The sequence below is a fragment of the Streptococcus mitis genome, from assembly GCF_946190375.1.
Taxonomy (GTDB): Bacteria; Bacillota; Bacilli; order Lactobacillales; family Streptococcaceae; genus Streptococcus; species Streptococcus mitis_CJ.
Map to the genome: position 1 here is coordinate 14,479 of NZ_CAMIAF010000011.1, position 24,815 is coordinate 39,293.

At 37.3% G+C, this 24,815-nt stretch carries 26 protein-coding genes and 1 pseudogene; 1 reads left to right on the forward strand and 26 read right to left on the reverse strand.

Annotated elements, in window-relative coordinates; translation table 11 throughout:
• Positions 1 to 36: 36 nt before the first annotated feature.
• The 3 genes from ytpR to N8M09_RS06285 are packed head-to-tail and all read right to left on the reverse strand — an operon-like array spanning position 37 to position 1,292.
• Positions 37 to 663 carry a YtpR family tRNA-binding protein gene (gene ytpR, locus N8M09_RS06275; RefSeq protein WP_261064565.1) on the reverse strand — a complete coding sequence of 209 codons (627 nt, stop codon included), beginning with the start codon at positions 661 to 663 and terminating at the stop codon, positions 37 to 39.
• A gap of 15 nt (positions 664 to 678) precedes the next feature.
• Complete coding sequence (locus N8M09_RS06280) at positions 679 to 996, reverse strand: thioredoxin family protein (protein WP_261064566.1); 318 nt, start codon at positions 994 to 996, stop codon at positions 679 to 681.
• Complete coding sequence (locus N8M09_RS06285) at positions 993 to 1,292, reverse strand: DUF4651 domain-containing protein (RefSeq protein ID WP_261064568.1); 300 nt, start codon at positions 1,290 to 1,292, stop codon at positions 993 to 995. The genes N8M09_RS06280 and N8M09_RS06285 overlap by 4 nt, the downstream gene beginning before the upstream one ends.
• Before the next feature lie 93 nt (positions 1,293 to 1,385).
• Between N8M09_RS06285 and N8M09_RS06290 the strand changes: the two genes are divergently transcribed.
• Positions 1,386 to 1,517 carry a hypothetical protein gene (locus N8M09_RS06290; RefSeq protein WP_261064570.1) on the forward strand — a complete coding sequence of 44 codons (132 nt, stop codon included), beginning with the start codon at positions 1,386 to 1,388 and terminating at the stop codon, positions 1,515 to 1,517.
• Between the two features lie 24 nt (positions 1,518 to 1,541).
• Here the strand turns inward: N8M09_RS06290 and N8M09_RS06295 are convergent, their stop codons facing one another.
• The 23 genes and pseudogenes from N8M09_RS06295 to N8M09_RS06405 all read right to left on the reverse strand — a co-directional run bounded on the left by N8M09_RS06295 (position 1,542) and on the right by N8M09_RS06405 (position 24,805).
• Complete coding sequence (locus N8M09_RS06295; protein ID WP_261064571.1) at positions 1,542 to 2,615, reverse strand: N-acetylmuramoyl-L-alanine amidase family protein; 1,074 nt, start codon at positions 2,613 to 2,615, stop codon at positions 1,542 to 1,544.
• A 119-nt stretch (positions 2,616 to 2,734) separates the two neighbouring features.
• Positions 2,735 to 4,342 carry a CTP synthase gene (locus N8M09_RS06300; protein ID WP_000105246.1) on the reverse strand — a complete coding sequence of 536 codons (1,608 nt, stop codon included), beginning with the start codon at positions 4,340 to 4,342 and terminating at the stop codon, positions 2,735 to 2,737.
• 518 nt (positions 4,343 to 4,860) lie between these two features.
• Positions 4,861 to 6,171: an ISLre2 family transposase gene (locus N8M09_RS06305; RefSeq protein WP_049538652.1), complete on the reverse strand. Its 1,311-nt coding sequence runs from the start codon at positions 6,169 to 6,171 to the stop codon at positions 4,861 to 4,863.
• A gap of 187 nt (positions 6,172 to 6,358) precedes the next feature.
• Complete coding sequence (locus N8M09_RS06310; RefSeq protein WP_261064576.1) at positions 6,359 to 8,431, reverse strand: pLS20_p028 family conjugation system transmembrane protein; 2,073 nt, start codon at positions 8,429 to 8,431, stop codon at positions 6,359 to 6,361.
• A gap of 102 nt (positions 8,432 to 8,533) precedes the next feature.
• Positions 8,534 to 9,055, reverse strand: a complete 522-nt coding sequence (locus tag N8M09_RS06315; RefSeq protein WP_038804254.1) for a hypothetical protein — start codon at positions 9,053 to 9,055, stop codon at positions 8,534 to 8,536.
• A gap of 59 nt (positions 9,056 to 9,114) precedes the next feature.
• Positions 9,115 to 9,426 (reverse strand): hypothetical protein, encoded by a 312-nt coding sequence (locus N8M09_RS06320; RefSeq protein WP_038804255.1) that lies wholly within the window; start codon positions 9,424 to 9,426, stop codon positions 9,115 to 9,117.
• Positions 9,419 to 9,754 (reverse strand): hypothetical protein, encoded by a 336-nt coding sequence (locus tag N8M09_RS06325; RefSeq protein ID WP_261064580.1) that lies wholly within the window; start codon positions 9,752 to 9,754, stop codon positions 9,419 to 9,421. Before N8M09_RS06325 ends, N8M09_RS06320 begins: the two co-directional genes overlap by 8 nt.
• Positions 9,755 to 9,770: 16 nt before the next feature.
• Positions 9,771 to 10,211 carry a hypothetical protein gene (locus N8M09_RS06330; protein WP_007520128.1) on the reverse strand — a complete coding sequence of 147 codons (441 nt, stop codon included), beginning with the start codon at positions 10,209 to 10,211 and terminating at the stop codon, positions 9,771 to 9,773.
• Between the two features lie 313 nt (positions 10,212 to 10,524).
• On the reverse strand, positions 10,525 to 10,767 hold the full coding sequence (locus tag N8M09_RS06335; protein WP_038804257.1) for a hypothetical protein: 243 nt from the start codon (positions 10,765 to 10,767) through the stop codon (positions 10,525 to 10,527).
• 19 nt (positions 10,768 to 10,786) lie between these two features.
• Entirely contained in the window at positions 10,787 to 11,149 is a 363-nt protein-coding gene (locus N8M09_RS06340) for a hypothetical protein (protein ID WP_261064585.1), read from the reverse strand.
• Entirely contained in the window at positions 11,136 to 11,339 is a 204-nt protein-coding gene (locus N8M09_RS06345; RefSeq protein WP_038804259.1) for a hypothetical protein, read from the reverse strand. Before N8M09_RS06345 ends, N8M09_RS06340 begins: the two co-directional genes overlap by 14 nt.
• Complete coding sequence (locus tag N8M09_RS06350) at positions 11,332 to 11,880, reverse strand: hypothetical protein (RefSeq protein WP_120770707.1); 549 nt, start codon at positions 11,878 to 11,880, stop codon at positions 11,332 to 11,334. The genes N8M09_RS06345 and N8M09_RS06350 overlap by 8 nt, the downstream gene beginning before the upstream one ends.
• 65 nt (positions 11,881 to 11,945) lie before the next feature.
• Entirely contained in the window at positions 11,946 to 13,439 is a 1,494-nt protein-coding gene (locus N8M09_RS06355) for a primase C-terminal domain-containing protein (RefSeq protein WP_261064588.1), read from the reverse strand.
• A 28-nt stretch (positions 13,440 to 13,467) separates the two neighbouring features.
• Positions 13,468 to 13,977: a modification methylase Sau96I gene (locus N8M09_RS06360; RefSeq protein WP_261064591.1), complete on the reverse strand. Its 510-nt coding sequence runs from the start codon at positions 13,975 to 13,977 to the stop codon at positions 13,468 to 13,470.
• A 102-nt stretch (positions 13,978 to 14,079) separates the two neighbouring features.
• The gene (rpoE, locus tag N8M09_RS06365) at positions 14,080 to 14,667 is read right to left on the reverse strand and encodes a DNA-directed RNA polymerase subunit delta (protein WP_000418409.1); all 588 of its coding nucleotides are present in this window, start codon (positions 14,665 to 14,667) and stop codon (positions 14,080 to 14,082) included.
• Positions 14,668 to 15,119: 452 nt separating this feature from the next.
• Positions 15,120 to 15,755: a hypothetical protein gene (locus N8M09_RS06370; RefSeq protein WP_261064593.1), complete on the reverse strand. Its 636-nt coding sequence runs from the start codon at positions 15,753 to 15,755 to the stop codon at positions 15,120 to 15,122.
• Positions 15,748 to 17,079 (reverse strand): AAA family ATPase, encoded by a 1,332-nt coding sequence (locus tag N8M09_RS06375; RefSeq protein ID WP_261064594.1) that lies wholly within the window; start codon positions 17,077 to 17,079, stop codon positions 15,748 to 15,750. Before N8M09_RS06375 ends, N8M09_RS06370 begins: the two co-directional genes overlap by 8 nt.
• A gap of 101 nt (positions 17,080 to 17,180) precedes the next feature.
• Positions 17,181 to 19,832: a valine--tRNA ligase gene (locus N8M09_RS06380; RefSeq protein ID WP_261064596.1), complete on the reverse strand. Its 2,652-nt coding sequence runs from the start codon at positions 19,830 to 19,832 to the stop codon at positions 17,181 to 17,183.
• A gap of 127 nt (positions 19,833 to 19,959) precedes the next feature.
• Entirely contained in the window at positions 19,960 to 20,961 is a 1,002-nt protein-coding gene (locus N8M09_RS06385; protein ID WP_261064647.1) for a virulence RhuM family protein, read from the reverse strand.
• Positions 20,962 to 20,992: 31 nt separating this feature from the next.
• The gene (locus N8M09_RS06390) at positions 20,993 to 22,234 is read right to left on the reverse strand and encodes a hypothetical protein (protein ID WP_261064598.1); all 1,242 of its coding nucleotides are present in this window, start codon (positions 22,232 to 22,234) and stop codon (positions 20,993 to 20,995) included.
• A 319-nt stretch (positions 22,235 to 22,553) separates the two neighbouring features.
• Positions 22,554 to 23,648, reverse strand: coding sequence for a hypothetical protein (locus N8M09_RS06395; protein ID WP_261064600.1), 1,095 nt, complete (start codon positions 23,646 to 23,648; stop codon positions 22,554 to 22,556).
• A gap of 26 nt (positions 23,649 to 23,674) precedes the next feature.
• A pseudogene (locus N8M09_RS06400) lies at positions 23,675 to 24,240 on the reverse strand (GNAT family N-acetyltransferase).
• A complete protein-coding gene (locus tag N8M09_RS06405) occupies positions 24,227 to 24,805 on the reverse strand; it encodes a flavin reductase family protein (RefSeq protein WP_261064601.1) in 579 nt (192 codons plus the stop codon). The pseudogene N8M09_RS06400 and the gene N8M09_RS06405 overlap by 14 nt, the downstream one beginning before the upstream one ends.
• Between the last annotated feature and the right edge of the window lie 10 nt (positions 24,806 to 24,815).

Sequence of the window (24,815 nt, forward strand, 5' to 3'; positions counted from 1 at the left end):
TTCCTTCTAGCTGGTCTATCAGATACTAACAACTTCTTAGGCAGTCCAGTGCTTAGCTGGATCAAATGGAGTCCCGACAACTTGGTCTTCTGATAATTCAATAATACCACGTTTTTGCGGAGCATTTGGCAAATGCAATTCACGAGGGCTACACATCATGCCAAAACTCTTTTCGCCACGAAGCTCACCTGGGAAAATAAGATTGCCTTTTGGCATCATAGCTCCAGGAAGAGCCACAATGGTTTTCAGACCGACACGTGCATTAGGAGCACCTGCAACGATTTGTACTGTCTTGTCACTTGCGACTGCAACTTGGCAGATGTTGAGGTGGTCACTATCTGGATGGGCTACCATCTCGACAATCTCACCAACAACAAACTTAGGTTCCTTGTCATTGACAATTTCTTCTGTAAATCCTTCCGCCTGCAATTCTTGGTTCAAACGAGCGACTTGCTCATCTGATAAAAAGACTTGACCGCGCTCTGCAATTTCAAACAAACTTGAAACTTCAAAAATATTCCATGCCACTGTTTCCCCATTATCTTTCAGGAAAACACGAGCCACCTTGCCTTTGCGCTCCACATCCAGTTTGGCATCTCCGCTATTTTTCGCGATGACCATAAGGACATCACCGACATGTTCCTTGTTATATGTAAAAATCATTGTTTCCTTTTTCTCCTACTTCAGTCCTGCTAAAAAGTCGTTAATTTGTTGCTTGCTTTTACGGTCGCGATTGACAAAACGGCCGATTTCCATGTCCTTTTCTAGTACAACAAGGCTGGGGATTCCATAAACATCCCAGAGTTTGGCCAAATCCATATACTGGTCTCGGTCCACTCGAATAAAGGTGAACTCTGGATTGGTCTCCTCAATTTCTGGCAAGGCAGGATAGATATAACGACAATCGCCACACCAGTCCGCCACAAAAAGGAAGACTTTCTTGCCATCTTTTTCTACTAAGGATGCCAATTCTTCTAAACTTGCTGGTTGTATCATAAGACTTCCTCCTCATAGACTAGGTCTTCATTTTCATAGACAAAGGTATAATGACGGCCATCCTCAAAAATGACGCCACCAACCAAGCTCTCTAGACTGCTTTCATAAACTTGAACATAGAGGGTCGCAATTTCCCCCATATCTGAAAAATAGTCTCGCACAATCACTGTCAACTCTTCCTGAGTCTTCATGAGCTTACGGTCATCTGCAACTTTTTTCGTAGCAAGGGCAAGGCTTCCAACACCAAGCAAAGCCAAGCCTGCCATCCACATTTTTTTAGCTTTCATACCATTCATTTTAACACAAAAAAGGCTTTAGGACAAATGAGGAAGCAGCAGAAAAGCAAGTAAAAAGCCTCTTCCTTGCAGGAAAAGGACTTCTTATACTCAATGAAAATCAAAGAGCAAACTAGGAAGCTAGCCGCAGGTTGCTCAAAGCACTACTTTGAGGTTGTAGATAGAACTGACGAAGTCAGCTCAAAACACTGTTTTGAGGTTGTGGATGAAGCTGACGTGGCTTGAAGAGATTTTCGAAGAGTATTATTCTTATTGCCAGGCACCTGAGTTGCCAACGTAGTAACCATCTGGCGTGTAGGTATTGCGAAGCATCTTACCTGATGAAGCTAGATAATACCACTTACCATTGTCTTTGACCCAATCATTCGCTAGCATGTCACCAGAAGAACTTACATAATACCATTCTCCCTTGTCATAAACCCAAGTGCTTGCTTTCATGGCTCCTGAAGTTGATAAATAGTACCACTTGCCTTGGTCGTAAAGCCAATCACTCGCAATCATAGCTCCTGATGATTTAAAGGCATACCAGTTACCACCTTGATAGAGCCAAGTTTGATTGAACATGACTCCTTTATCATTCATAAAGTACCAAGTTCCCTTGTCCTTAACCCAATCCTTCTGCACTAATTGACCTTGTTTTTGATAGTACCAGTTTTGGTTTGATTTTAGCCAACTTTCTGCTTTTACAATCGGATAAAGTTCTTTGAAAGATCCTCCATCATATTTATGACTGATAGATTTTAGTTTTTCAAGCTTCAACTCGTCATTATCATAATTTGCCCAAGCAAAGACTTTTTGACCATTGACAGTCTCTGGTAAGGTAGCAGTATAAGTCTTGGTTTGATAATCCCATTTTGTATCAAGGTAGGTGTATTGATCATTTGATTCTTTAATATGGTAGTAGCCTCTCTTTCCACTATCATTATGAATATCATCCACAACTTTCGTTGACCAGATCTTCACTTCGTTTCCGCTCTTAGCCTCGACCTTGATATCTCCCCTATAGCCATATGGAACATAGAAATTCAGGTAACGCCCCTCTATACCAATCATAGACTTGTCCTTTTCTTGACCTAGGAAATTAACAGTTTGATCTTGACCATTGAGACTAACTGTCCACTCGATTTTCTCGGTTTTTGGCAAATCCAAGACTTTGATATCCACTTCATGACCATTGTTAAACCGAAGAATCTTGCCATCTTGATACTGCACTCCACACTTAACAACCCATTCTTCTTTAAGCTCAAATGCCTGCCCTGAATGTGGAAAAGCCAGTAAAGCTAGACCAGCTAGAGACAAACCAAATAATGTGATTTTTTTCATCGTAGATCCTCCTTAGGATTTTTTATGTTAATTATATCACTATGTTTTTATTTTGCAAATCTTATCCTAAATATGCTAGCAAAAAACCTCTGAGATTGTTCTCAAAGGTTCTGATTTTGCTAATTGCTGTTCTCAACTGCTGCAGTGACAAAGGCAGTGTAGAGTTCTTCTGGGCGGTTTGGACGACTTGAAAGTTCAGGGTGATACTGACACGCTACAAAGAATTTATTTTCAGGAATTTCCACAATTTCGACCAAACGATTGTCTGGAGAAACTCCTGAGAAGACAAAGCCTGCTGCCTCAAACTGCTCACGGAAGGCGTTGTTAAACTCATAGCGGTGACGGTGACGGCGTTGCACCACTTCTTGATTGTGATAAGCAGCCGCAGCCTTAGAGCCACGTTTCAACTTAGATGGATAAAGTCCCAAACGAAGGGTTCCACCCATATCCTCAACATCAATCTGATCACGCATGATATCAATGATAGGGTATTTTGTTTCTGGTGCAAGCTCTGCAGAATTGGCACCTTCAAGCCCCAAAACGTGACGAGCAAACTCAATACAAGTCAACTGCATTCCCAAGCAGACACCCAACATAGGAACATCATTTTCACGCGCATAGCGGATGGCTTGGATTTTCCCTTCAGTACCACGTTGGCCAAAACCACCTGGTACGATGATTCCGTCCGCATCAGACAAGAGCTCTGCCACATTCTCTGCTGTCACATCATTGGCATTTATCCAATTGATTTTAACTTCTGCGTCATTGGCATAACCAGAGTGTTTCAAGGCTTCGACCACTGAGATATAAGCATCTTGCAACTCAACATACTTACCAACAAGGGAAATCTTGACTTGTTTCTTAAGGTTCATGACCTTGTCCACCATAGCTGACCATTCTGTCATATCTGCTACTGGTGCGTCTAATTTCAAATGGTCACAGACAATTTGGTCCATACCTTGAGCCTGCAAGTTCAATGGAATTTGGTAAAGGTGTTCGACATCCAAAGACTCGATAACAGCTTCTGGTGCCACATCACAGAACTGTGCTAGTTTATTTTTAATTCCTTGGCCAGCTGGCTCTTCTGTACGAATAACCAACATATTTGGCTGGATTCCCAATCCACGCAATTCTTTTACAGAGTGTTGAGTTGGTTTGGTCTTCATTTCACCAGCGGCCTTGAGGTAGGGAAGCAAGGTTGTGTGGATGTACATGACATTATCCGCCCCCACATCTGCCTTCATCTGACGAAGAGCCTCTAGGAATGGCAAGGATTCAATATCCCCAACGGTTCCACCAACCTCTGTGATAATGACATCAGAGTCAGTCGTTAGAGCGGCACGCTTGATTTTTTCTTTCAAAGCATCTGTGATATGAGGAATGACTTGAACAGTTGCCCCAAGATATTCTCCACGACGTTCCTTACGAAGAACTTCACTGTAAATTTTACCAGTTGTCACGTTGGAATATTTGTTAAGATTAATATCGATGAAACGTTCATAGTGACCCAAGTCCAAATCTGTCTCAGCCCCATCATCTGTCACAAAGACTTCTCCGTGCTGGTAAGGACTCATAGTTCCCGGATCGATATTGATATAAGGGTCAAACTTTTGAATGGTTACTTTGAGACCACGATTTTTCAAGAGACGGCCTAGACTTGCTGCAACAATCCCTTTCCCAATAGACGATACGACACCACCAGTTACAAAAATATATTTCGTAGACATAGATTCCTCTTTCTAAAATGCTCAAGGTCTTGCTGACTACGAGGGGACATAGAAAACAAGACCCTACTAATAAGAATAATCTGGGACGACTGCACCAGATTCACAACTAAAATACAAGAAGATAACTTCTTGAAAAAACAAAAATAGCTCCCTAAGAACTAGGGAGCCCCGACCTCTAAAAGAGGTGCCCGAACAATATGATACCTAAAAATAAGATAATTGTCAATAGCTAACTTTTATTCGTAAGTGGTAAAATTTTTTAGAAAACCTCAAACCCTATGAGAGAGACCCCCAAGCAAGAAAAAAAACTAGGATTTCCCTTGTCCCAGTCTTGACATTCTGCTCATTATGCTTTAACATAGAGTATGTAGACTGAGTAAGTTGGGGAAATAAAATTTCTTCTTTCGGTTTTTACTTACTCGGTGCCGTAAGGATTGCAGTCCTTACGGCTTTTTTATTTGCTTAAATTTGATATCATTATAGCACGTTTTATCCCCTGGTGCAACTATTTCTAAATATCAGGGTTTAAATTTCTTCCAGGTAATTTTCCCAGTTGGCATATATTGACTTGTTTTTTTGGACTCTAAGCGTCTAACCTCCCCACCAGATAGACCTCTTTGCTCTTGAATTTGATCATAGTCAACAATCCAAGACCCCAATAATAATTCTCGGAGTTCGTCTTTATCAGCCAAGAGTATCATTTTACTCATTGCTTCTGCTCCTTTTTCTGTCCAATATTTTCCACCTCTCTTCATACGGTAAGTAATTTTACGATGCTGACTTTCCATTATACCTATTCCAGAATGTGAAAGGCCTCTCAATTCTGCAGGCTTGGTATATTGAAAATTTTGAAGAAGGCGCCGTTTAAATTTATAGAACTGTTCTATCTCTTCCTGAGTCTCTATTAAAGCCTCTGTCGTATCTAAAACACTACGTAATAAACTTTTGTCATGCCTTTGAATCGCTTGAAATGCTTTCTCTAAAAGCTCTGATGGATAAGAATTGAAAAAGCTTTTTAAACTATGATTAAGATGATATTCGTCCCAAAAATGCTCATGGCGACTTACTCTGAGTATCTTTGCCATTTCTTTAAAGACATACGGTGTATAGCCATGCCCTCCATCTGAATTAGTGACAAAAATAGTTTCTTTACTAATCTCGAAAGTATTAGTTAAATAGTCTATTACCTGCTCTCTCACTAAACGATTTTTGGGTGAAATAAATTCCTTTTTGTTTTGCAGTTCAAATCTCTTACTCCCTATCTTTTTGCTTCCTGTATGTACGACAAAATGAGAAAGATCTATACGGCGATTATTTAGATTTTTATCACTTGATTTTACCATTACACCATCTCCCTCTACGTAGATGACATCTACTTTCTCTTTTATTTCGTTTGATTCTTGATAAGACTGGTAACTTTCCTGTTTCTTCAACAAATCAGCGCATAGTTTAACTGCCTTAACGACTGTAGGTTTTGTAATCACAATATTATAAGTCATTTCAATCACTTGTATCACTTTTCCATAAGACATCATAGTAGATAATTTAGCTATTTGGTACATAAATTCTCTGGAATACCTAGTATTTCTCTCTAAACCCAATTTATCATCAACAGGAATTATCCAGTTATCTCCTTTTTTCCAACGCCTTCTCCTAAAAGTAAATTCCCCAAATGTAAAAGCTACTGTTCGCTCCATTGAATGAATACAGGTATAACCTCTTCGCTTCATGATAGGCACTTGTGAATCATCATAAGATTTTATCCAATTTAAAAAATCTTTACCGCTGCTCTCTAATAAATTCTCCTTGAATAAACGTTCATCTAGCACCTGCCACAACCTCCTTTAGTACAATAGAGCTATTGTACAAGTCAGGTAGAACTTTAGGCAAATTTATTTTAATTCTACAAAAAACTCCTGACATAAATCAGGAGTTAAAGATATAGATACGAACTATTAAATCTAACAAACAAATACAATGTTAGTAGTTTGCCATTTTTTTAAAAAAACGTCAACATTAATTATCATCTTCTTCACTCTCAGCACCTGTGATATGACGTCCCCCCTGCATACGCTGTCCTGCTTGTTGCATTTGTTGGTTCATGTAATTCATTTGATTCATGCTCTGTTGAAATTTTTGTTGAGAAGAATCAGGCTGTGCTGGTGGTTGTGTCGATTCTGAAACTGGTGCCTCTGCAGGTGGATTTGGATCTTGAATTGGGGACTCTGCAGGTGAATTTGGATCTTGAATTGGGGACTCCATTCCTTCAGCTGAAGAAGTTGGATCGACAATAGGTGCATCCGTTGTTCCTGGATCGATTGGAGGTTCAGGAATATCAATTGGGCCAGGCTGACCAATTCCAGGAACCGCATCATTTTTCAGAGCGTTATAGGTCGCATTTTGAGCAGAGACGGCCTTATCATCTAGGTTATTTAAAACGTTGCCTACTGCCCCTTTCGTATTTTGCATGGCTTCAAAAGTTTTCCATTCTGCCAAATCAACCATATTACTTACACCACCTTTGGCCGCATTCATCAAGCCCTGGTCTTTTACAGAGTTCCAAGCACCTTGAATACCACCTCCAGTTCTGGCAAGGCTATTCCCTAGGATCTGGCTTCCTTTAGATAAGGCATCTGGAGCTTTTTGTGCCATATCCATACCAAATTGACCAAGTGCCATACCCCCATTAAAGACACCACCTGCTCCAGCCGCAAAGGCATTGCCCATCATCATAGCTCCGAGCAGTTGTTGAGCTGTTTCACTATGACCTGTTGAAACTCCAAGCCAGCGCTCGATCATGGCCACTCCTTGCATAGCTGCAAAGAATACTCCAACATAAACTACACAGGCCGCTATCATTTGTTCCCAACTATTAAGGCCTTCAAAGAATCCTCCAGAAAGCTTCGCCACAGCTGAGACAGAGAGAACTGGTAAATCTCGGAAAATCTCAAGCGTTACACGCATAATGATCACCTCAAAGAAGATACCTGCTCCAGCACCGCCAATTGTTCTTAATAATTCCTTATATTTTTTAGAGTTAGAAAGTGAAGTATAACCGACTAGAGGTGAAATAAGTGCTTCAATAAGAATATCAAAAATAGATTTTACGAGTTTAATGGCCATACTCGTTAAAAGAATAATCAAAATAAAATACTGAGCAAACATCCCAATCCAATTGACTTTATAACGCATATACACTGGTTCAAAAGCATTTAATCCCTTTACAAAGCGATGTTCATCAACAGTTAAAATTCCATTTTGAGTTGCATTTAATTGATGAAGAAAGAGTCCTTTTAATCCTTTTTGTTTTGTCTCAAGAGCATCTAATAGAACTGTATCAGTCGCTCCAAATGTGGCACTAAAATCAATTCGTGAAGCAAAATCAGAGGTATCACGTTTATCTGGACTATCTGAAATATTATTAAGAGGAGTCGAGCCTTCCTGGATAGGTTTAATAAATCCATAGTCATCCATTGGGAAAAGTTCTGTTGAAAAATCCTTATCAATTAAAACTTTCAAATCTACAACATTATTTTTCATAGGTTGAATAGCTAGAGAAGAGAAATACTTTGAATTGTCTCCTGAGGCACTCTCTACTTTCTGAACACTCTGCACATCTTCAGAAATAGCCGTAGATATTGTCGTTAAAGCCAACGGTAAAGCTGAAGATACTAGGGTCACCATCAAAAAATTTAAGATTACATTTTTATATTTAACTGGTTTTGTAAAAACTCCTGTAACAGCTGATACAACGAGTATTAAGGCAAACAGAGAAGTTCCAATTACCTGAAACCAGTAAAAAAATTGACCAATTACTGTCTTCTGATCCCCCAGATATCCGAAAAGTCCAAAAAGCTTAAATAAATTGTTAAAAACATGTTCTAGACTAGCAGTTATAAAATACAGCCCTTTAGCCAAAGAGCCCCATAAACTAGATAAAAACGCTAAATAAGCTGGTGTTGGTTCCAGGTAATTGCTCCAATACTTATAAAATTCAACTAAAGGAGCCGAACGTTCATCTGTTATTGGAATCTTGTTATGTAAGTTATCGAATCTTGACATTAAATCTGAAAAATTATCATATTTCATTATATTCTCCCTACGGTTTTTATTTCTAGCATAATAGATAATGAAATATCTTGTATTAAAGGGACAAACAAAAAAAAGGAGCCAGTAAGCTCCTTTAAAATACTAGTCTTTAGCTGTTCCGGTAAAAGCAAACTGATCCCAATCATCACCCAACGAAAGAATTTTAATACTATTACCGTTATTACTCAAAATAATTTGATATACCGAACGTTGCTCATCTACTGAAATTTTACCGTCTTTATTTCCATTTCTATCATCACTTATCAAACCAATATAGAAAACAGCAGTATCTGTATTTTTTATCTCTCCCTTATTTTTTTCAGCTTGACCTTTAAAGTTAGAAGCTAGCTCATCCTCAGACAATACTTGATATGTTTTGATATGAGATTCAATTTCAGTTCCGTCTGAAATTGTACTCTTATTCACATCAAAATCAAACTCATTAGTTGTTTCATCAAAATATGTCGCATTATCTGTATCAGATCGATAATACCCCAAATAACGACTTTTTAAGGTGCTAGGTGTGCCGTCTGCATTTTGTGAAGTTTTACCTGAACAAGCTGTTAAGATAGCAATACAGAGGCCAAGAACTCCTAAAATAAGCATCAATTTCTGTTTCATCATAGATGATCTCCTTTATTCCTGTTTTACTTGCTTTATTATACCAAACTTTTAGCCTAAAATCACTCCTTCATAACACGATTTAACCAGCTAACTGTCAGCTCTTCGACTATTTCTTGTTTCCCACTAACTCCCAAAATAGTTATCTCATTTTTTATTAATAACTCTAAAATTTTGTTCTGCTGTTCCTTAATTTCAGTCAAACTCTTAGAAAAGGCATTGTCATATAAATTCAAGCCATCTAATTGACAAATTTTTTCCAGCTGAGCTAACATAAACGCATTGAAAGAAGGAAAATTTTGTTCCTTTTTCATCATATGTAGCTGAATAAACATATCTTCTGGTATATTGCGAATAAGTAAATCTTTAGTCATCACATTCTACCTCCCCTTCATACTCTAGCCAACGTGAAATATGATCGCCATAACAATCGATCTTTTCGTTGAAACTATCTAATTGTTCTGTTTGTTTTTGAACTTGGTTTTGAATATGGTCTGAAGCTAATTTCATATTTTCCAAATGAGCTACATATAATTCTTGAGCTCTATTGAATCTCCCAAATTCAATTTTTTCACGCAAAATCTGAAGTAAAAACTCATTAAAAGATTTTGCTTTTTTCTTTTTAGCAAGTGATTTTAAATAATCAATTTCCAGTTGAGTTAATCCACGAATTTTTAACTCACTTCGTTTTCCGTTAGTCATTTATTATCCATCCTTTCTACTCCACCAAAAAATCATAATGCCTCTTACTTTTCAATTCAATATAATCTGCAAGTACGAAATAAAACTCATTCTCTGGCGTTCCTTTTGACCGTTCCTCCAATTCATGTAAAACTTTTAAACTATCTGGTGAACGAATTAAAAATTCTCGAAATTGTTCAATAGTATCTCTAGTATTTTCTCTATACAACTCTGTCCGACTCATTAATAATTCTTGAATCAAACTGAGTTGATTTTTAACTATTGTTTCAAAGCTTTCATCGTAATCCGTTGACCGTAAAAAGCTCTTTATTTTCATAACACCCTGAGGGGAAATGTATGTTACACCACCTTGTTTTTTGATATCAATATCCTCCAATTTTTGACGGTGATATCTAACTAAACTTTTTGTAATCCCCAACTCTTTCGCAACTTCTAACATCGTTTTCCAATTATCCATAAACACACCATTTTCCAAATTAATTTTTATAGAGTGAAGCAGGGGGAAATTTGACCATATTTTGACCAGGCAAATTGCCTATCTTTTTCCTCTCCTATATCTAATAAAAGAGCATAAGGGAAACTGTTACCACATCCTGTGATAAGTTGATAGTATCAACGTTTCTAGTGTCCCCAATTTTCTCGGCTTCGCCTACTTTTACATACTTACAAATTGCCCCCTCCCACATCATACACACACTAAAACACACTTATAAACATCAACTTTTCTCCTAATTTCTGTAAAATATATGGTTCTAAACTGCCTAATTTTATTACTTTTTTATATTCTTTTTAAGTTGTTTTCTCTCTTCTACGGATAGGATTGTGACTCGTTTAGGAGCAATAGACAAGAATAAAATTACACCCGCAACTGAAGCTGGAAACAACCTGACTTTATTTTTCTTTGAAGATGATTGAAGCTGTATGTAACAGATTGGATAAATTAAAAGCCATGCTAGGAGTGTCATTACAAAACTATACAATAGTGCTTCAAAAATTCTAAAAATTAATTCCATTTTTCTCTCCTTTATTTTTTTATTTTAATTTCAACTGTGTGATTTCTTCTTTCATATTTTGATACATTTCCATAATATGTTTAAAAACTATCGGATCAAAATTTTTATACTTCTCAACAATTGGAAACATTGGAAAACCATCTATTTTTTCAGAATTCAGATATTGAGTTACAATTGTTTTATCAGTTATCAATGACGCTACTCTTACTAAAGCAGGAATACTCGTTATTACTTCCTGATTCTGATAAAAAGTTATCATAATATCGCCAACTTTTAAATTTAAATCCTCAAATTGTTCCTCCGTCACCTTGAAATAATAAGCCAATTCTTCCTGTCCTAATCCAGTCAAATAATAACCTCGAATAATTTTACAACACTCCATAATCCCCCTCCTTCACAAATCGAAATGGTGCATCGTAGTATTTATAGTTAGTCGCCGTCTCTTTTTGTTTGGGCTTCTGATAATGATCTAAAAATTGACGAGCTAGACCTTTTGTTTCAAATACTACTATCACATCATCGTGACGAATAAAATCACCATTATAAAAACTGAAGATTAGCCATTTATCCATTTTTACCCTCCTTATAAAATGCCCAAGACATCAATTGATTATGATACTTTATCTTGTCTGTTATACCTTGTAAACGCCCCTCTTCATCCACCACACAAGGAATTCCCTCACGTGTAATATAATGACAAAGCGAAGAGTAGTTCAATCTCAATTTCCTTGCAATTTCTTTCCTAAATAAACCTTGATGCGCCAACTTTCTAATCTCTTTCCCATACTGACTAGGCACATTAGGTATCCCTAAATCACTCCTTTTATGACACACAGAATGATAAGAACGACCAAGTAACCTAGCTTGTTCTTTCACAGTCATTTTCCCACTCATTCTTTTTAAAGCATTAATTTCCCAGTCGGACCATTTATCCAATAGTTTAGTTTGAGTTCCCTCTTTTCTCAATTGATGAACTTTCCCTCTAACTGCAGATGCAGTTCTTCCTAGATACATCGCTACGGTAATACAATTGTCGCCGTCAGGATCTTCTGCAAACATTCTCACGTAGTCTATTTCTTCTTGTGTCCATCGACGACACTTTTTTTCATTCATTCTTTTCCCTCCAGTATCATAGATATAATGTAATGGCAGTCTGGCTATTAAATTTTTTCCTACTTTTATCCCACATCCTCCTCAAATAATTCTCCTTGTATGGCATGTTTTAAGCCCTCCTGTACATGATAAATAGTTTGGTTGATAATCTTTCTAGGTATCTTCAAAAGATGCGTAATGGTATCTAAATAGGCCTTTTTAGCATCTTGTTTCTTTTGCATAGCCGTTAAGATTATCATTCGAATAGAGGCTAATATTAATCCCCCTCCTCGCCCTTTTTTAACTTGTAAAAAAATTTTATGCTTCTCTACCAGTCTACGTAGAACGATTTTTAAGCTAGAACTGGCAATTCCAAGAGCAATCTGTAAGTCTTTTTGTGTCACTTTTAAAATAGTTTGATCTTGATTCGTTCTCTTTGTAATGTAAAACATAAGATCTTCTTCCCACTCGGAATAATGACTATTCTTTCTGTCTGCACGTTTCTTCTTAAACTTGTACCAACGTTGCTTCACAAAGAGATCTGAAGCCTTGAGTTCCTGATTGACCCATGCTTTACATAAAGTCATTACATAGTCTCGGCTAGCAGCCTCATATTTTCCTGAGTAGGCGCTTGTGATAATCTTATGATATTCAACTGAAGAGAGTGGTTCGTCTAGATTTGCATTAAAACTAGAAAGAACTTCCTCACATTCTTCCTGATTGATTCCTGAAGAAAAGTTGGCTAAAGCTAGCGTGAAAAGAACGTTGTTTCTTCCCATCAAGGCTTTTCCACCTTTGATATTTCCCTCTCTCATCAGCAATTGATACCAGGGTTCATCAATCTGTTTCACCCCTTCAGAACCTGAAATAACCGTCAAATTGGGCTTTTTACTTGGGAAGGGAAGATCTGATTGCTTCATCGACCAATCTAACCACTCCTGGAACGAATAGGTATAGTCAGCTTCAAAAAATTCAACATTATCAGTTCGAGGAATCCGAGCAATTCCAAAATGGTTACAGGTCATATCTACTGGTAAAGTTTGAGCAAAGTAATTTCTCAAATTTTGAGAGATTGCTTTGGCCACCTTTACCACTCGAAATTGGGAATGAGCTGTAACATAAGCCGATTCTGAGAGGACAAAATAGGCTTGAAATCCCTTATCAGATTTTAGAATCAACGTTGGCATAAAACCTAGCTCCAGAGAAGCGGTTAAAATATCTCCTGTCGTCATTTCTTCAGCTGCAGAGGTAATATCGAAGTCAATGTAGAATGTGTTAATCTGTCTAAGATTATCTTCAGAGTGCCCACGTGTAATCCGTCGACCAGCATCACTATAGCTTCCGTAGCAATATACATTAGGAGTCCAGTGTGTAAACTGATCCTGGTTCTCCAGCAATGATTCGATAGAGGTTAAAACAACACCACGTGCCTTCACCATATTCGCTTTTGAACGATAAGCAAATACAGAGCCTCGTCTTCCCTCTTCAGCTGAAGAGATGAGTTGTAGATGGCTATTCTTAAATTTTTGTGTTCTTAATCCGTTTTTTGTGATTAAGCTAAAGTATTCTTGTAACTTCATACTTCTCCTAATATTTGGGAAATTATAACTATTCCTCATTGATTCTCATGCTTTTAGGCAACTTTTTACTCGGTAAACAGTAACCTTCAGATAAGTCCTGTTTACTATAAAATTCAGGACTACTTGTCATTACATGGTCACTTCTTCTCCATCCTCTACGAAGTTGTTTGTAAGATAAAGAAACACGCTTCTCAATCTCTTTAAAACTAAATCCTAACTTCAAATAGGTTGTTACAATAGCATTAGCATGTTCTTTGGACTCTTCGCTTCTTGTTCTTCGCTGAAAGTTAATCTGCTTATCTTCTTCATTTAATGCTATCTGATAGGCAATAAACAACTTCCGCATTTCCATAATTTTATGTTGCCAGGCCAAGCTGTAAGGTTGTCCTGAATATCGATTCACTAGCTCTTTAACAGGCTGTTTAAATTTCTTCTGGAGAGAATCAAACTCCCCAAGATCTGAGAATGGATCAATAAATCCTAATGGTTCATAATTTAATAATTGTTCTAGTAATTCCTGACGTCCTACTCGTTCCATATCAAATCCCCCATTTCTCAGCAAATAAAAAAGAGAGAGAACATTTCTGTTCTCCCTCACAGGAAAATTTGATTCAATCTAAAAACTCTTACCACTTACCTTTTATTCCTCGATGTTTTCAGTATCATCATCTGAAAACTCGTCGTCTTCTTCGTTAAGATCCACGTCTTCACCCAAGTCATCTGGGGCGATTTCGTTGATTTCTGCGTCGTAAGCTTCCACTTCGTTTTTCTCATCATCTGGATTTTCATCATCGTATGAAAGAGCTGGATCTGCTTCATATGCATCTTCGTCTTCCGGATCATCCGCATTATAGTCAATAGCATCTGAATCGCCGTCCATGAAGGCATTGACACGTTTTTTCTTAGCTTTTGGTGCTACTTCATCGTCATCATTTTCCTCAAGAGCGATAATTTCTTCGTCGATTTCGTCCACACCATACCATGAACGAAGACCCCATTTGTTATCCCCAAGAGAGATGAAGCTACCGTCAAAGTTCAATTCTGTGTAGAACAAAGGCAAGGCTTCACGGATATCGCTGTTTGATGTTCCAAGGTAGTTTTGAATTTCGTTTACAAGATCGCTAAAATGCATCTCATGGTCGCGACCACGAAGTTCCAAGATAGCACGCGCTACCTCAATCATAGATAGTTCACTTTTTTCTTGCCCAGCAAATACTTCTAATTCCAAAGCGTTTCTCCTCATTTATACTACTATCGCCAGAGCAAACAGACTCTGACCTCATTTTATCATTTACTCTTTATTTTACGATAATTTTACGGAATAGTCAAAGGTTAAGGGGGAGAAAGTGACAGGACTTTTTATTGCGTAACTTCTCAAAGTAACTTCCACTTGCCTTGCCGAAGTGGAAATTAGTCTAAAACGGACTTTCATTTCTTTGCTACCCAGCCGATGGCATCGCTAGGTGGGTTTTCGGTATCAATCCAGATAAATTCAATGCGATTATATATGAAAATTAAGCTACAATGTCGAACTTCTCAGAGCGGTTCGAACTTACAAAATTTGTCATGTAGTAACCTGCTTTCTAAAAGTAATTAGCTAATCTGAGATAACGGGTAATAACTAATGTTAAATCGAGAATAAAGTCTTTTAATAACTCTCCGTGTGAAGAAAATTATAAATCAAGAAAATGAATACGAACTTACATTTATTTTTACAGAGTCTATTTTTGAATTATAGTATTCTGAAAACTCTTCTTCATTCAAAGTATATACCTCATTAACTAGACTTTGTCTATATTTACTTAAATCCCAAAATGCTGGATATCCGCTAGAGGTTCTTTTTGCAATTTTTTGCTTTAACTTCCGATTCTTAAAGCTAGGTAGGATGCCATTTTTTGTGGCAAAATTGTGATATTGCGACGAAACATCATTCTTCCCTTCACAATATACTACAATATAATTCAATCGTTCTTGAAAATCTTTCAAATCAAATCCAAATGAGTTCGTCAAAATCAAAAGACTATCTTTCAATTTTAAATGTAGCCCATATTTCTGTTTTTGATCAATCTTGGCATTCTTAAATTCTATCAAAAATATTTGATCATTATTTCCTTCCAAATAAGTATCAACTGATTTTAAAATTGTATATGATGCATTTAAATGTTTGGCACAATAAATTTTTTTTACATTATCAAAATCAACCACATCGTCATCAATATTCGATAACGCGCATCCTTGGTCATCTTTTGAACAATCTCTCAGTGTTTTTTTGCAGTTATTTTTGATAACATGACCATTCATAAAACAATTAATCATCATTCCCCTCCAAAAGTTCCTCGAGCTTGTCAAGTTTTTCAAAAGGTACTGTTAATAAATCATAAATTTGATTCGTTTCCTGTTTAATATCTTCGATAATAGGAATGTTTGACTCATCAATTTTCGCTAAATAGTATTTTGTTTCTGACGTAAGTTTATGAATTTTGGAATAAACTTCAATAGCATTCAAAAGATAGGGACTATGAGTGTTAATAAGAATATGCAATCCAAATTCCTTCTGGAGTAATACTATAATTTCAGCAAAGTTTAATTGCCACTCTGGATGTAAATGAACTTCAGGTTCATCTAATATCAGTGTTCCATTTTCTCTAATTACTCCTTTTTCCAAAAGAGATTTAATTAAGTAAAAAGTTTTCATACCCGAAGAATAATTAACTATATTAAGTTTTTTTTCATCCTCCTCATCTTCTGAACTATTTACAGACTCTGTTCTCAATAGGTTGTTAATATTCCTAAACACTAAGTTTAATCTATCTGTTGTTCTAGCTCGTAATGTATATGTATCATAACTTTCGTCATTCATTTGTTCTATCAAGTGAGAATTATGATTCAATTTTGAATTAATTTCAAACCAAAAATTATTCAAATAAAAATTATCAACTATAGCAGCTGCATCATCAATATAAACCACATCTGTTTTAAAATTTATCAATTTATCTGAAGAAGCTATATTTTGATTAATTTCAACATTTATTTTTTCCTCTTTTATTTGCAAGGAAATCATTCCCGTTACTGGATCATATATATTATTTATTTGATTATTAAATTCATCATTCAAATGCTTTGTCAAAATTTGATTAAAAATAGATTGATCCGACTGAGATAATACTCCTTCAATGCTTTTCGAAATAACATCTAAGTCTAAATCTTCAATGTTCGAAATCTGATATCTAACATTATCTTCATTAAACTCAATAATTGAATTGGTAATACTATTTTTTATAGTATTACTATAAATTTCACCAACATTTTCATCAATAATAAGTAATAAATTTTTTGAAATTGTTTCTATTAACTCATTAAAAATACGGCTTGGGGCTATTCTTCTAACTTGTCCTCTTGCAGAATAAGTTTCCCAATTCACCTCAACATCTGATAAATATTTGAACAAAATTTTATTAATTGATTCAGTTCTATCACTAGAAATTTTATTAATTATATCATAGTTAGCACTAAATATCGAAAATAAAGAGCGGCTAATTGTACTCTTTCCGGTCCCATTATACCCAGCAATAGTTGTAATACCTTTTATTTCAATTTCTGCATATTTAACGTTCCCTATATTATTTATTATTAATTTCATGTATTATCTCCTTTTGAAATAGGACTCTCACTATCATTTTATCATAAACCACGTAAAAAAGCAGAGCAAAGGCATAAATTGTCTATTAAGTATATGTTATTTTATTTCACCAACTTCTTCATCTCATCGATACGTGCGACGGTCGCGTCGTACTTAGCTTGATAGTCGGCTTGTTTGTCGCGTTCTTTTTGGACGACTTCTGGTTTGGCGTTGGCTACGAAGCGTTCGTTAGAGAGCTTCTTACCGACCATGTCCAGTTCTTTTTGCCATTTAGCAAGTTCCTTGTCGAGACGGGCCAGTTCTTCTTCGACATTGAGGAGGTCTGCCAGTGGCAGGTAGATTTCTGCTCCTGTGATGACGCTTGACATAGCAAGTTCAGACGCAGGAATATTTGACGCGATTTCCAAGTGTTCTGGATTTGTGAAGCGTTTGATGTAGTTGACGTTGCTGTTAAAGAAGGCTTCCAAGTCGCTATCGCTTGTCTTAACAAGGATGGTGATTGGCTTGCTTGGGGCTACGTTTACTTCAGCACGCGCATTACGAACGGCACGGATCAAGTCTTTGAGGCTTTCCACACCAGTGTGGGCAACAAGGTCTTCAAAGGATGGATTGACAGTTGGGTATTCTGCTGTCACGATAGAACCTTCTGAGATTTGTCCAAAGATTTCCTCTGTCACGAATGGCATGATTGGGTGGAGGAGACGAAGGATCTTGTCCAGAGTGTAAAGGAGAACAGAGCGTGTGATGACTTTCTCTTCTTCATTGTCGCTATAAAGGACTTCCTTAGTCAACTCAACGTACCAGTCCGCAAACTCGTCCCAGATGAAGTTGTAGAGGATGTGTCCAGCAACACCAAATTCAAACTTGTCAAAGTTTTCAGTGACTTTGCCGATCGTTTCATTGAGGTTGTGGAGAATCCAGCAGTCTGTGACATTTCCAGCTTCCTTGTTGACAACTTTTTCCACATTGGCAGTTGCTTGCTCAAGGGTCAAACCTTCATTGTTCATGAGGATGTAGCGAGAGATGTTCCAGATTTTGTTAATGAAGTTCCATGAAGCATCCATTTTCTCGTAAGAGAAGCGCACGTCTTGACCTGGTGCAGAACCGTTTGAAAGGAACCAACGAAGGCTATCTGTTCCGTACTTATCAATAACATCCATTGGGTCAATCCCGTTACCGAGAGATTTAGACATCTTGCGTCCTTGCTCATCACGAATGAGACCATGAATCAAGGCATTTTTAAATGGCGACTTTCCAGTAAATTCCAAACCTTGGAAAATCATTCGAGATACCCAGAACGGGATAATATCATAACCAGTCACCAAAGTTGATGTTGGATAATAACGTTTGAAGTCTTCTGAGTCGACATCCGGCCAGCCCATGGTAGAGAATGGCCAAAGAGCCGAACTGAACCACGTATCCAAGACATCTTCGTCCTGAGTCCAACCGTCACCTTCTGGAGCTTCTTCGCCGACATATATTTCACCCTCAGCATTGTACCAAGCAGGGATTTGGTGACCCCACCAAAGCTGACGAGAGATTACCCAGTCGTGGACATTTTCCATCCATTGGAGGAAGGTATCGTTGAAACGAGGTGGGTAGAACTCTACCTTGTCCTCTGTGTCTTGGTTGGCAATAGCATTTTTGGCCAATTGGTCCATCTTGACGAACCACTGAGTAGACAAGCGTGGTTCAACCACAACACCTGTACGCTCTGAGTGACCAACACTGTGGACACGTTTTTCGATTTTAACAAGGGCACCGATTTCTTCCAGTTTAGCAACGACTGCCTTACGAGCTTCAAAACGGTCCATGCCTGCAAATTCGAAGGCAAGCTCGTTCATAGTTCCGTCGTCGTTCATGACGTTGACTTGTGGCAAGTTGTGGCGTTGACCAACCAAGAAGTCGTTTGGATCGTGGGCAGGCGTGATTTTCACGACACCAGTACCAAATTCAGGATCTGCGTGCTCGTCTCCAACGATCGGGATTAATTTATTAGCAATTGGAAGGATGACATTTTTACCAATCAAGTCCTTATAGCGTGGGTCTTCTGGATTGACCGCAACCGCAACGTCCCCAAACATGGTCTCAGGACGAGTTGTCGCAACTTCAAGGGCGCGTGAGCCGTCTTCCAGCATGTAATTCATGTGGTAGAAGGCACCTTCGACATCTTTGTGAATCACCTCAATATCAGAAAGAGCTGTGCGAGCTGCTGGGTCCCAGTTGATGATAAACTCACCACGGTAGATCCATCCTTTCTTGTAAAGGTCCACAAAGACCTTACGAACAGCTTTTGACAAACCTTCATCAAGAGTGAAACGCTCACGAGAGTAGTCTACAGAAAGCCCCATCTTGCCCCATTGTTCTTTGATGGTAGTGGCATACTCATCTTTCCATTCCCAGACTTTATCTAGGAATTTTTCACGACCGAGGTCATAACGCGTAATGCCCTCACCACGTAAGCGCTCCTCAACCTTAGCTTGAGTGGCAATACCAGCGTGGTCCATACCAGGAAGCCAAAGCGTATCAAAACCTTGCATGCGTTTTTGACGGATGATGATATCTTGCAAAGTCGTATCCCAAGCGTGACCAAGGTGAAGTTTCCCAGTTACGTTTGGTGGCGGAATGACGATTGAATAAGGCTTAGCCTTTTGGTCTCCTGAAGGCTTGAAAACGTCGGCATCCAGCCATTTTTGGTAACGACCAGCCTCAACCTCGGCTGGATTGTATTTAGGTGAAAGTTCTTTAGACATGTGTTTGTCCTTTCTAGTTAATATCTTTAAATAAAATTAGTATGTAGAAGATAGACTGTGATTCAACTCATCTTGTTTTTCTCAGTATCTTCTATGAGCAAAAAAGAAACCGTGTAAAAATGTTACATTAACTTTCTCTCATTATCTTCATAATATGTTTATCAAAGTCTGATATAATTTTTTGAGTTCGGTTAAATTTTTCATACTCCTGGATGGCTTTTGAGTCTGCTTGTTTCTTGGAAACACTTCCTTTTCCTTCTAAAATTTCGTACTCATTAAAAGATAGAAAACGATCAATACTATCTGCCAATCCTCGCATTGTAAAAGTATTACGGCGCTCAACCAAACCCTCGATATAATCAAAATAGGCTGTAACAGTTCGCTCTAGTTGTCGAATTTCTTTTTCTTGCAAATAGTTTTTAGCCACCGTTACATCTGATTTGAGTACTCGTCCATCAGGTGCATGTTTCCAAATAGTTAATCCCATTTTTTCTTTACTAGCATCGGCTTGCTGATAGATAATTTCTGCAGCCGTACTTCCAGTAATTGCATAATGAAATTTATTTTGCACCATAGCATAGAAATTTTTAGTAATATCTGAGTTTCGATCATAATCTATGGCACATTCGGCAAAGATATCCGTAATTTGTTGATAGATTCGGCGCTCGCTAGAACGAATAGAGCGAATTCGTTCTAAAAGTTCACGAAAATAATCTTTTCCGAAAACTGTCTGTCCTTGTTTCAAGCGTTCATCATCTAAAACAAAACCTTTGATGATAAATTCTTTCAAGGTCTTGGTTGCCCAAATTCTAAATTGAGTAGCCTTGCTAGAATTTACACGATAACCAACTGAAATGATAGCATCCAGATTGTAATATTCAAGTTCACGCCGGACAGCTCTATTTCCCTCTTGTTGAACCTGTGCAAATTTTGCACAAGTTGACACCTTATCTAATTCACCACTATCATAAATGTTTTTTAAGTGCTTTGTAATGACACTTCGTTCAACTCCAAAGAGCTCTGCAAGACCTTTTTGAGTCAACCAAAGATTTTCATCCTGTAAAAGGATATCTAGCTGAACGTCGCCATTTGGTGTAGTATACAGGATGAAATTAGAAATTTCATTCAAGACCATTTCACCTCCTACTTTCCATAAACAACTACTTCTCGTTCTTAAACTTTATGCCGTTTTCTTTCAGCTTTTTAACGGTTACGGGACCAATTCCCTTCAAAGCGAGAACTTCTTTTTCAGTCCATTTTTTGAAATCTGAAGACCTACGAATCCCATTTTCAACAAAGATATGAACAAGATCCATCCGAATTCCCTTCATTGTTTCCTCGTTCATAAAGGAATACCAGTCAGTGACCTCGGATAAATTTCTTATCATACTAGAATGATTCGAAAATACTGGTTTACGACGGAACTTCTTGGCTTCGTTTGTTAAAAATTTCGTTAAAATAATATTTTCTAGTAAATAATCAAACAGAGGATACAAACTAGCTTGTAGCGATTCAACTGAATTTGGACAATAGCATTCTTGGTCTTCGATATCTATAACTTTGAATTGCCAATCTTCCTCTATAAAGAATTCAACAGCTTCATCATTGATCTCCACTAATTTTGCAAATAGCTGACTGGCTTCCTCAATTTTTCCTTGAGAAAAAGCAGAGATGATGGCATGAATAAGAATGGTATCATCCCGTTTCCCTTTATTTAATTCTTCACGATAAAAACGTTCAACCTTTAGTTCCTGACCAGTAATATGATACAAGGAAAGCATACAGAAGACAAAATTAGGAGGAAACCGTTCTGGTCGCTTACTCAAATATAGGTCAATCAATTCTATAGCCTTAGAATTGAAGTTCTCCATCATATAATACTCAATCAGAAACATCAGAGCAGACAGGATAGGGCGAGCTTCAAAATAATTCCAACTATTGTATCCGTTCATTTTCCATTTTTCTAAAACTAGAATTTCAAAATCCAATACTTTTTTAAAGGTTGACAAATCAAAATCTTCAACTTCTGATAAGAATAAATGAAAATCAGCAGCAAAGTAATCTGGATTGATTTTTAAAACTTGCTTTAACAGTTTATTTCGCTTCTGTGTATTCGGAGTATGCATAGCTTCTCTAAATAAAGCATGATCCTCATGCCAGTCAAAACTTCCATTTTTTAGTTGGTAATTGATTAGCTGAACATCTGGATACTCTCCGTATTCATCAGCATATTGCATCACTGCTGTATGTAGTTCATCGAAATTTTGAATGGTCCGACGTTCTACAAAAGTTGGATTTTTGGCCATGATTTCTGTCCAAGCAGCCTCTTCTTCAGAAATAACTTTGATATCCAACTTTTGCTGGCGTTTTAATTCTTTTTTTCTATTTTTCTTTTTAGCCATCTATTTTCTCCTCTAACTCATTCTTCAATAAATCAGACTCTACCTCTGCTGTATTGGATATTCTTACAGCCTAGGATACAGGCTTTAATGGTAAATCTTAGTTTTTTCAGCGACTCGTTGACTTTGAAGGTTTCCCCAAGCGTGACCAAGGTAGAATTTTTTCCAGTTACATTTGGTGGTGGGAATCACGAACGAAAAAGATTGAGACTTTTGAACTTCTTGAGTCTTGAGAACGTCTTCTTAAAGTTGTTTTGTTAACGAGCAACTTCAATCTCGGCTGGATTGTATTTAGGTGAAAGTTTTGCATTTAAGTTCTTCTTTAAGTGTTTGTAAGTAGTCTTTTGACAATCTTTGATATCCTAGATTTTTTCTTTCGATATCTAATGTATAAAGTGGGATGAAATATGAAGACTGACGGCCTTAGTTTTTTTATTAACTTTTTCTGTAATTTCCGACGTTTTTTTCTCAGTATCTCAACGTCAGTTCGATTATAAGAGTATCCATAAAGTCTTCTTTCTAACCTATCTATTGATTTGTAAATATCAATTGCTTTGTCGCTATGGACATTTCGTTTAATAGTAACTCGTTCAACTGCTTTAACGTAATCGTCTTCTAATGATTCAATGATTGATAAATAAAAAAATTCATATACAAACAAACCTATTAGTGAAAATATATCAAAAAGTTGAGAATTTAAAAATGGAATATTTAATAATAAAATTAGACTAGTGTTCGCATAAGGAAAAGCATAAAAAACAATGAATATCCACATCTGCTCTTTTTTATGTCTGGAAGGAACTGACTTAATTAAGTTTGTAACCCATATTTGTAACGATACAAATATAATTGACACTATAGATATTATAAACAGTAGTAAATATAAATCATTATTCAAATCCTCAGTTTTATTATATATAATAATTGAAGAATAAATAGATAAAATAAATAATGTAAACCAAACCATTCCTCTTAACAATGTTGAAGGATTAAATTTTATTTCCTTTTTTGAGCGTTCCCAATCATATTTCAAGAGCAGCGCTATATACAAAGACAGCCTATCATAGTCAATTACATCATTATCCAAGATATCCCAAATATGACCATCTTTCATATAATAGGGCTTAGAATATTTAATTTCCATGTTCTTTCCAAACGGATTAATCTGGCTTTTTAACTGTATAAGTGCAGAATCTTTCTTTTGACTATCCTTTAAATTTTCTAATATTATTTTAAGTTGCTTCCGCCATTCAGCTCTCTCCTTAGTAATATAATCAATTTGATTTTTTTTACTATTATTAAGAAAAACTAAAATTGCACTTATTATAGCTCCTAGACCTGCTCCACTGATCAGAGTAATAATTGGGCTTATTTCCAATTTTTTACCTCGCTTTCGAAATTCTTCAATAAATCCCAACTGTTCGATTTTCTCGAACAGTTCGACTAACAGTTTAAACCCTCCCACTCACTCCTCAGCAAGCCATATCTCAAATCATCACAGCGGTTTCCTTGAACATCTTTACGGTCTCGGATGCGAGCTTCGAGGGTAAAGCCAAGCTTTTCCGCGACTCGTTGACTTTGAAGGTTATATCCAAAGCAAGTTAGTTCAATCTTGTGAAGACCCAATTCTTTAAAGCCTAAGTCAATCAAGGCACGCGCCGCTTCTGGCACATATCCTAGCCCCCAATAGTCTGGGGATAAGGTATAGCCAAGTTCTAGAACATCATCTTCATGACGATGATTGAAATCAACAGATCCGATCACTTTATCAGTCCCTTTGACGACAATCCCATAGCCAGCTGGAGATTTTCCTTTTGATTGCGCTCAGGAAGGATATGCTCTAGATAATAAATCTCATCTTCCAAGGTCTTGACGGGTAGAAAACCAGCTGGGGAAGAGACTTCTGGGAGACTGGCGTAAGCATGGATATCCTCAGCATCCGCCACTGTGCGGACTCATAAAACGAGACGTTCTGTTTCGATTTTATCTGGCAACTCAGCTCTTGTCATCCTTCTTCCTCGCTTTCTTAATGAAGCTCCCCATAGGGTCTACTCGGTCATCTAGATAACGATAAACGCGCTGGTGGCCATCCCCCATAAAGTAAGTCGGCGCAAAACGGTCATTTTTAAAATGCCCCTTGTCATCCAAAAGTTCTGGAGCAACCAGTCGTTCGATAATCTTGGCAAAGATGTGACAAATACCGTCTTCCTCGATAATTCTATCAACTTGACATTCTAAAACGACTGGACAAGCCTCTAAAATCGGTGCCTGAGTCCGTTCAGAAATCTCGTAGTCTAGCCCCAGGTGTTTCAATTTCTCTCGATGACTGATAAAACCAGCCTGCTCCATCTCGAGCATGAGATTTTCATCAGGGATATTCACAGTAAACTTCTGGTAATGCTTGATTTGCTCAGCCGCATTTTCCTCAGCACCAACACCGATGACTAGCCAATTTCCCAAACTATAGGATGAGCTACAGGTCGTAATATTGTACCCAAAATTCTGATCCTGATACCCCAAAATGAAAATAGGAAATCCATAGTAGAGTTTACTTGTTTTAAAAGATTGCTTCATAACAACCTCC

What these genes read in the sequence shown, in the direction of transcription:
- ytpR (WP_261064565.1), bottom strand. Translation starts at nt 663, where the DNA reads ATGATTTTTACATATAACAAGGAACATGTCGGTGATGTCCTTATGGTC.
- N8M09_RS06280 (WP_261064566.1), bottom strand. Translation starts at nt 996, where the DNA reads ATGATACAACCAGCAAGTTTAGAAGAATTGGCATCCTTAGTAGAAAAA.
- N8M09_RS06285 (WP_261064568.1), bottom strand. Translation starts at nt 1,292, where the DNA reads ATGAATGGTATGAAAGCTAAAAAAATGTGGATGGCAGGCTTGGCTTTG.
- N8M09_RS06290 (WP_261064570.1), top strand. Translation starts at nt 1,386, where the DNA reads ATGAAAATCAAAGAGCAAACTAGGAAGCTAGCCGCAGGTTGCTCAAAG.
- N8M09_RS06295 (WP_261064571.1), bottom strand. Translation starts at nt 2,615, where the DNA reads ATGAAAAAAATCACATTATTTGGTTTGTCTCTAGCTGGTCTAGCTTTA.
- N8M09_RS06300 (WP_000105246.1), bottom strand. Translation starts at nt 4,342, where the DNA reads ATGTCTACGAAATATATTTTTGTAACTGGTGGTGTCGTATCGTCTATT.
- N8M09_RS06310 (WP_261064576.1), bottom strand. Translation starts at nt 8,431, where the DNA reads ATGAAATATGATAATTTTTCAGATTTAATGTCAAGATTCGATAACTTA.
- N8M09_RS06315 (WP_038804254.1), bottom strand. Translation starts at nt 9,055, where the DNA reads ATGATGAAACAGAAATTGATGCTTATTTTAGGAGTTCTTGGCCTCTGT.
- N8M09_RS06320 (WP_038804255.1), bottom strand. Translation starts at nt 9,426, where the DNA reads ATGACTAAAGATTTACTTATTCGCAATATACCAGAAGATATGTTTATT.
- N8M09_RS06325 (WP_261064580.1), bottom strand. Translation starts at nt 9,754, where the DNA reads ATGACTAACGGAAAACGAAGTGAGTTAAAAATTCGTGGATTAACTCAA.
- N8M09_RS06330 (WP_007520128.1), bottom strand. Translation starts at nt 10,211, where the DNA reads ATGGATAATTGGAAAACGATGTTAGAAGTTGCGAAAGAGTTGGGGATT.
- N8M09_RS06335 (WP_038804257.1), bottom strand. Translation starts at nt 10,767, where the DNA reads ATGGAATTAATTTTTAGAATTTTTGAAGCACTATTGTATAGTTTTGTA.
- N8M09_RS06340 (WP_261064585.1), bottom strand. Translation starts at nt 11,149, where the DNA reads ATGGAGTGTTGTAAAATTATTCGAGGTTATTATTTGACTGGATTAGGA.
- N8M09_RS06345 (WP_038804259.1), bottom strand. Translation starts at nt 11,339, where the DNA reads ATGGATAAATGGCTAATCTTCAGTTTTTATAATGGTGATTTTATTCGT.
- N8M09_RS06350 (WP_120770707.1), bottom strand. Translation starts at nt 11,880, where the DNA reads ATGAATGAAAAAAAGTGTCGTCGATGGACACAAGAAGAAATAGACTAC.
- N8M09_RS06355 (WP_261064588.1), bottom strand. Translation starts at nt 13,439, where the DNA reads ATGAAGTTACAAGAATACTTTAGCTTAATCACAAAAAACGGATTAAGA.
- N8M09_RS06360 (WP_261064591.1), bottom strand. Translation starts at nt 13,977, where the DNA reads ATGGAACGAGTAGGACGTCAGGAATTACTAGAACAATTATTAAATTAT.
- N8M09_RS06370 (WP_261064593.1), bottom strand. Translation starts at nt 15,755, where the DNA reads ATGATTAATTGTTTTATGAATGGTCATGTTATCAAAAATAACTGCAAA.
- N8M09_RS06375 (WP_261064594.1), bottom strand. Translation starts at nt 17,079, where the DNA reads ATGAAATTAATAATAAATAATATAGGGAACGTTAAATATGCAGAAATT.
- N8M09_RS06380 (WP_261064596.1), bottom strand. Translation starts at nt 19,832, where the DNA reads ATGTCTAAAGAACTTTCACCTAAATACAATCCAGCCGAGGTTGAGGCT.
- N8M09_RS06390 (WP_261064598.1), bottom strand. Translation starts at nt 22,234, where the DNA reads ATGGCTAAAAAGAAAAATAGAAAAAAAGAATTAAAACGCCAGCAAAAG.
- N8M09_RS06405 (WP_261064601.1), bottom strand. Translation starts at nt 24,805, where the DNA reads ATGAAGCAATCTTTTAAAACAAGTAAACTCTACTATGGATTTCCTATT.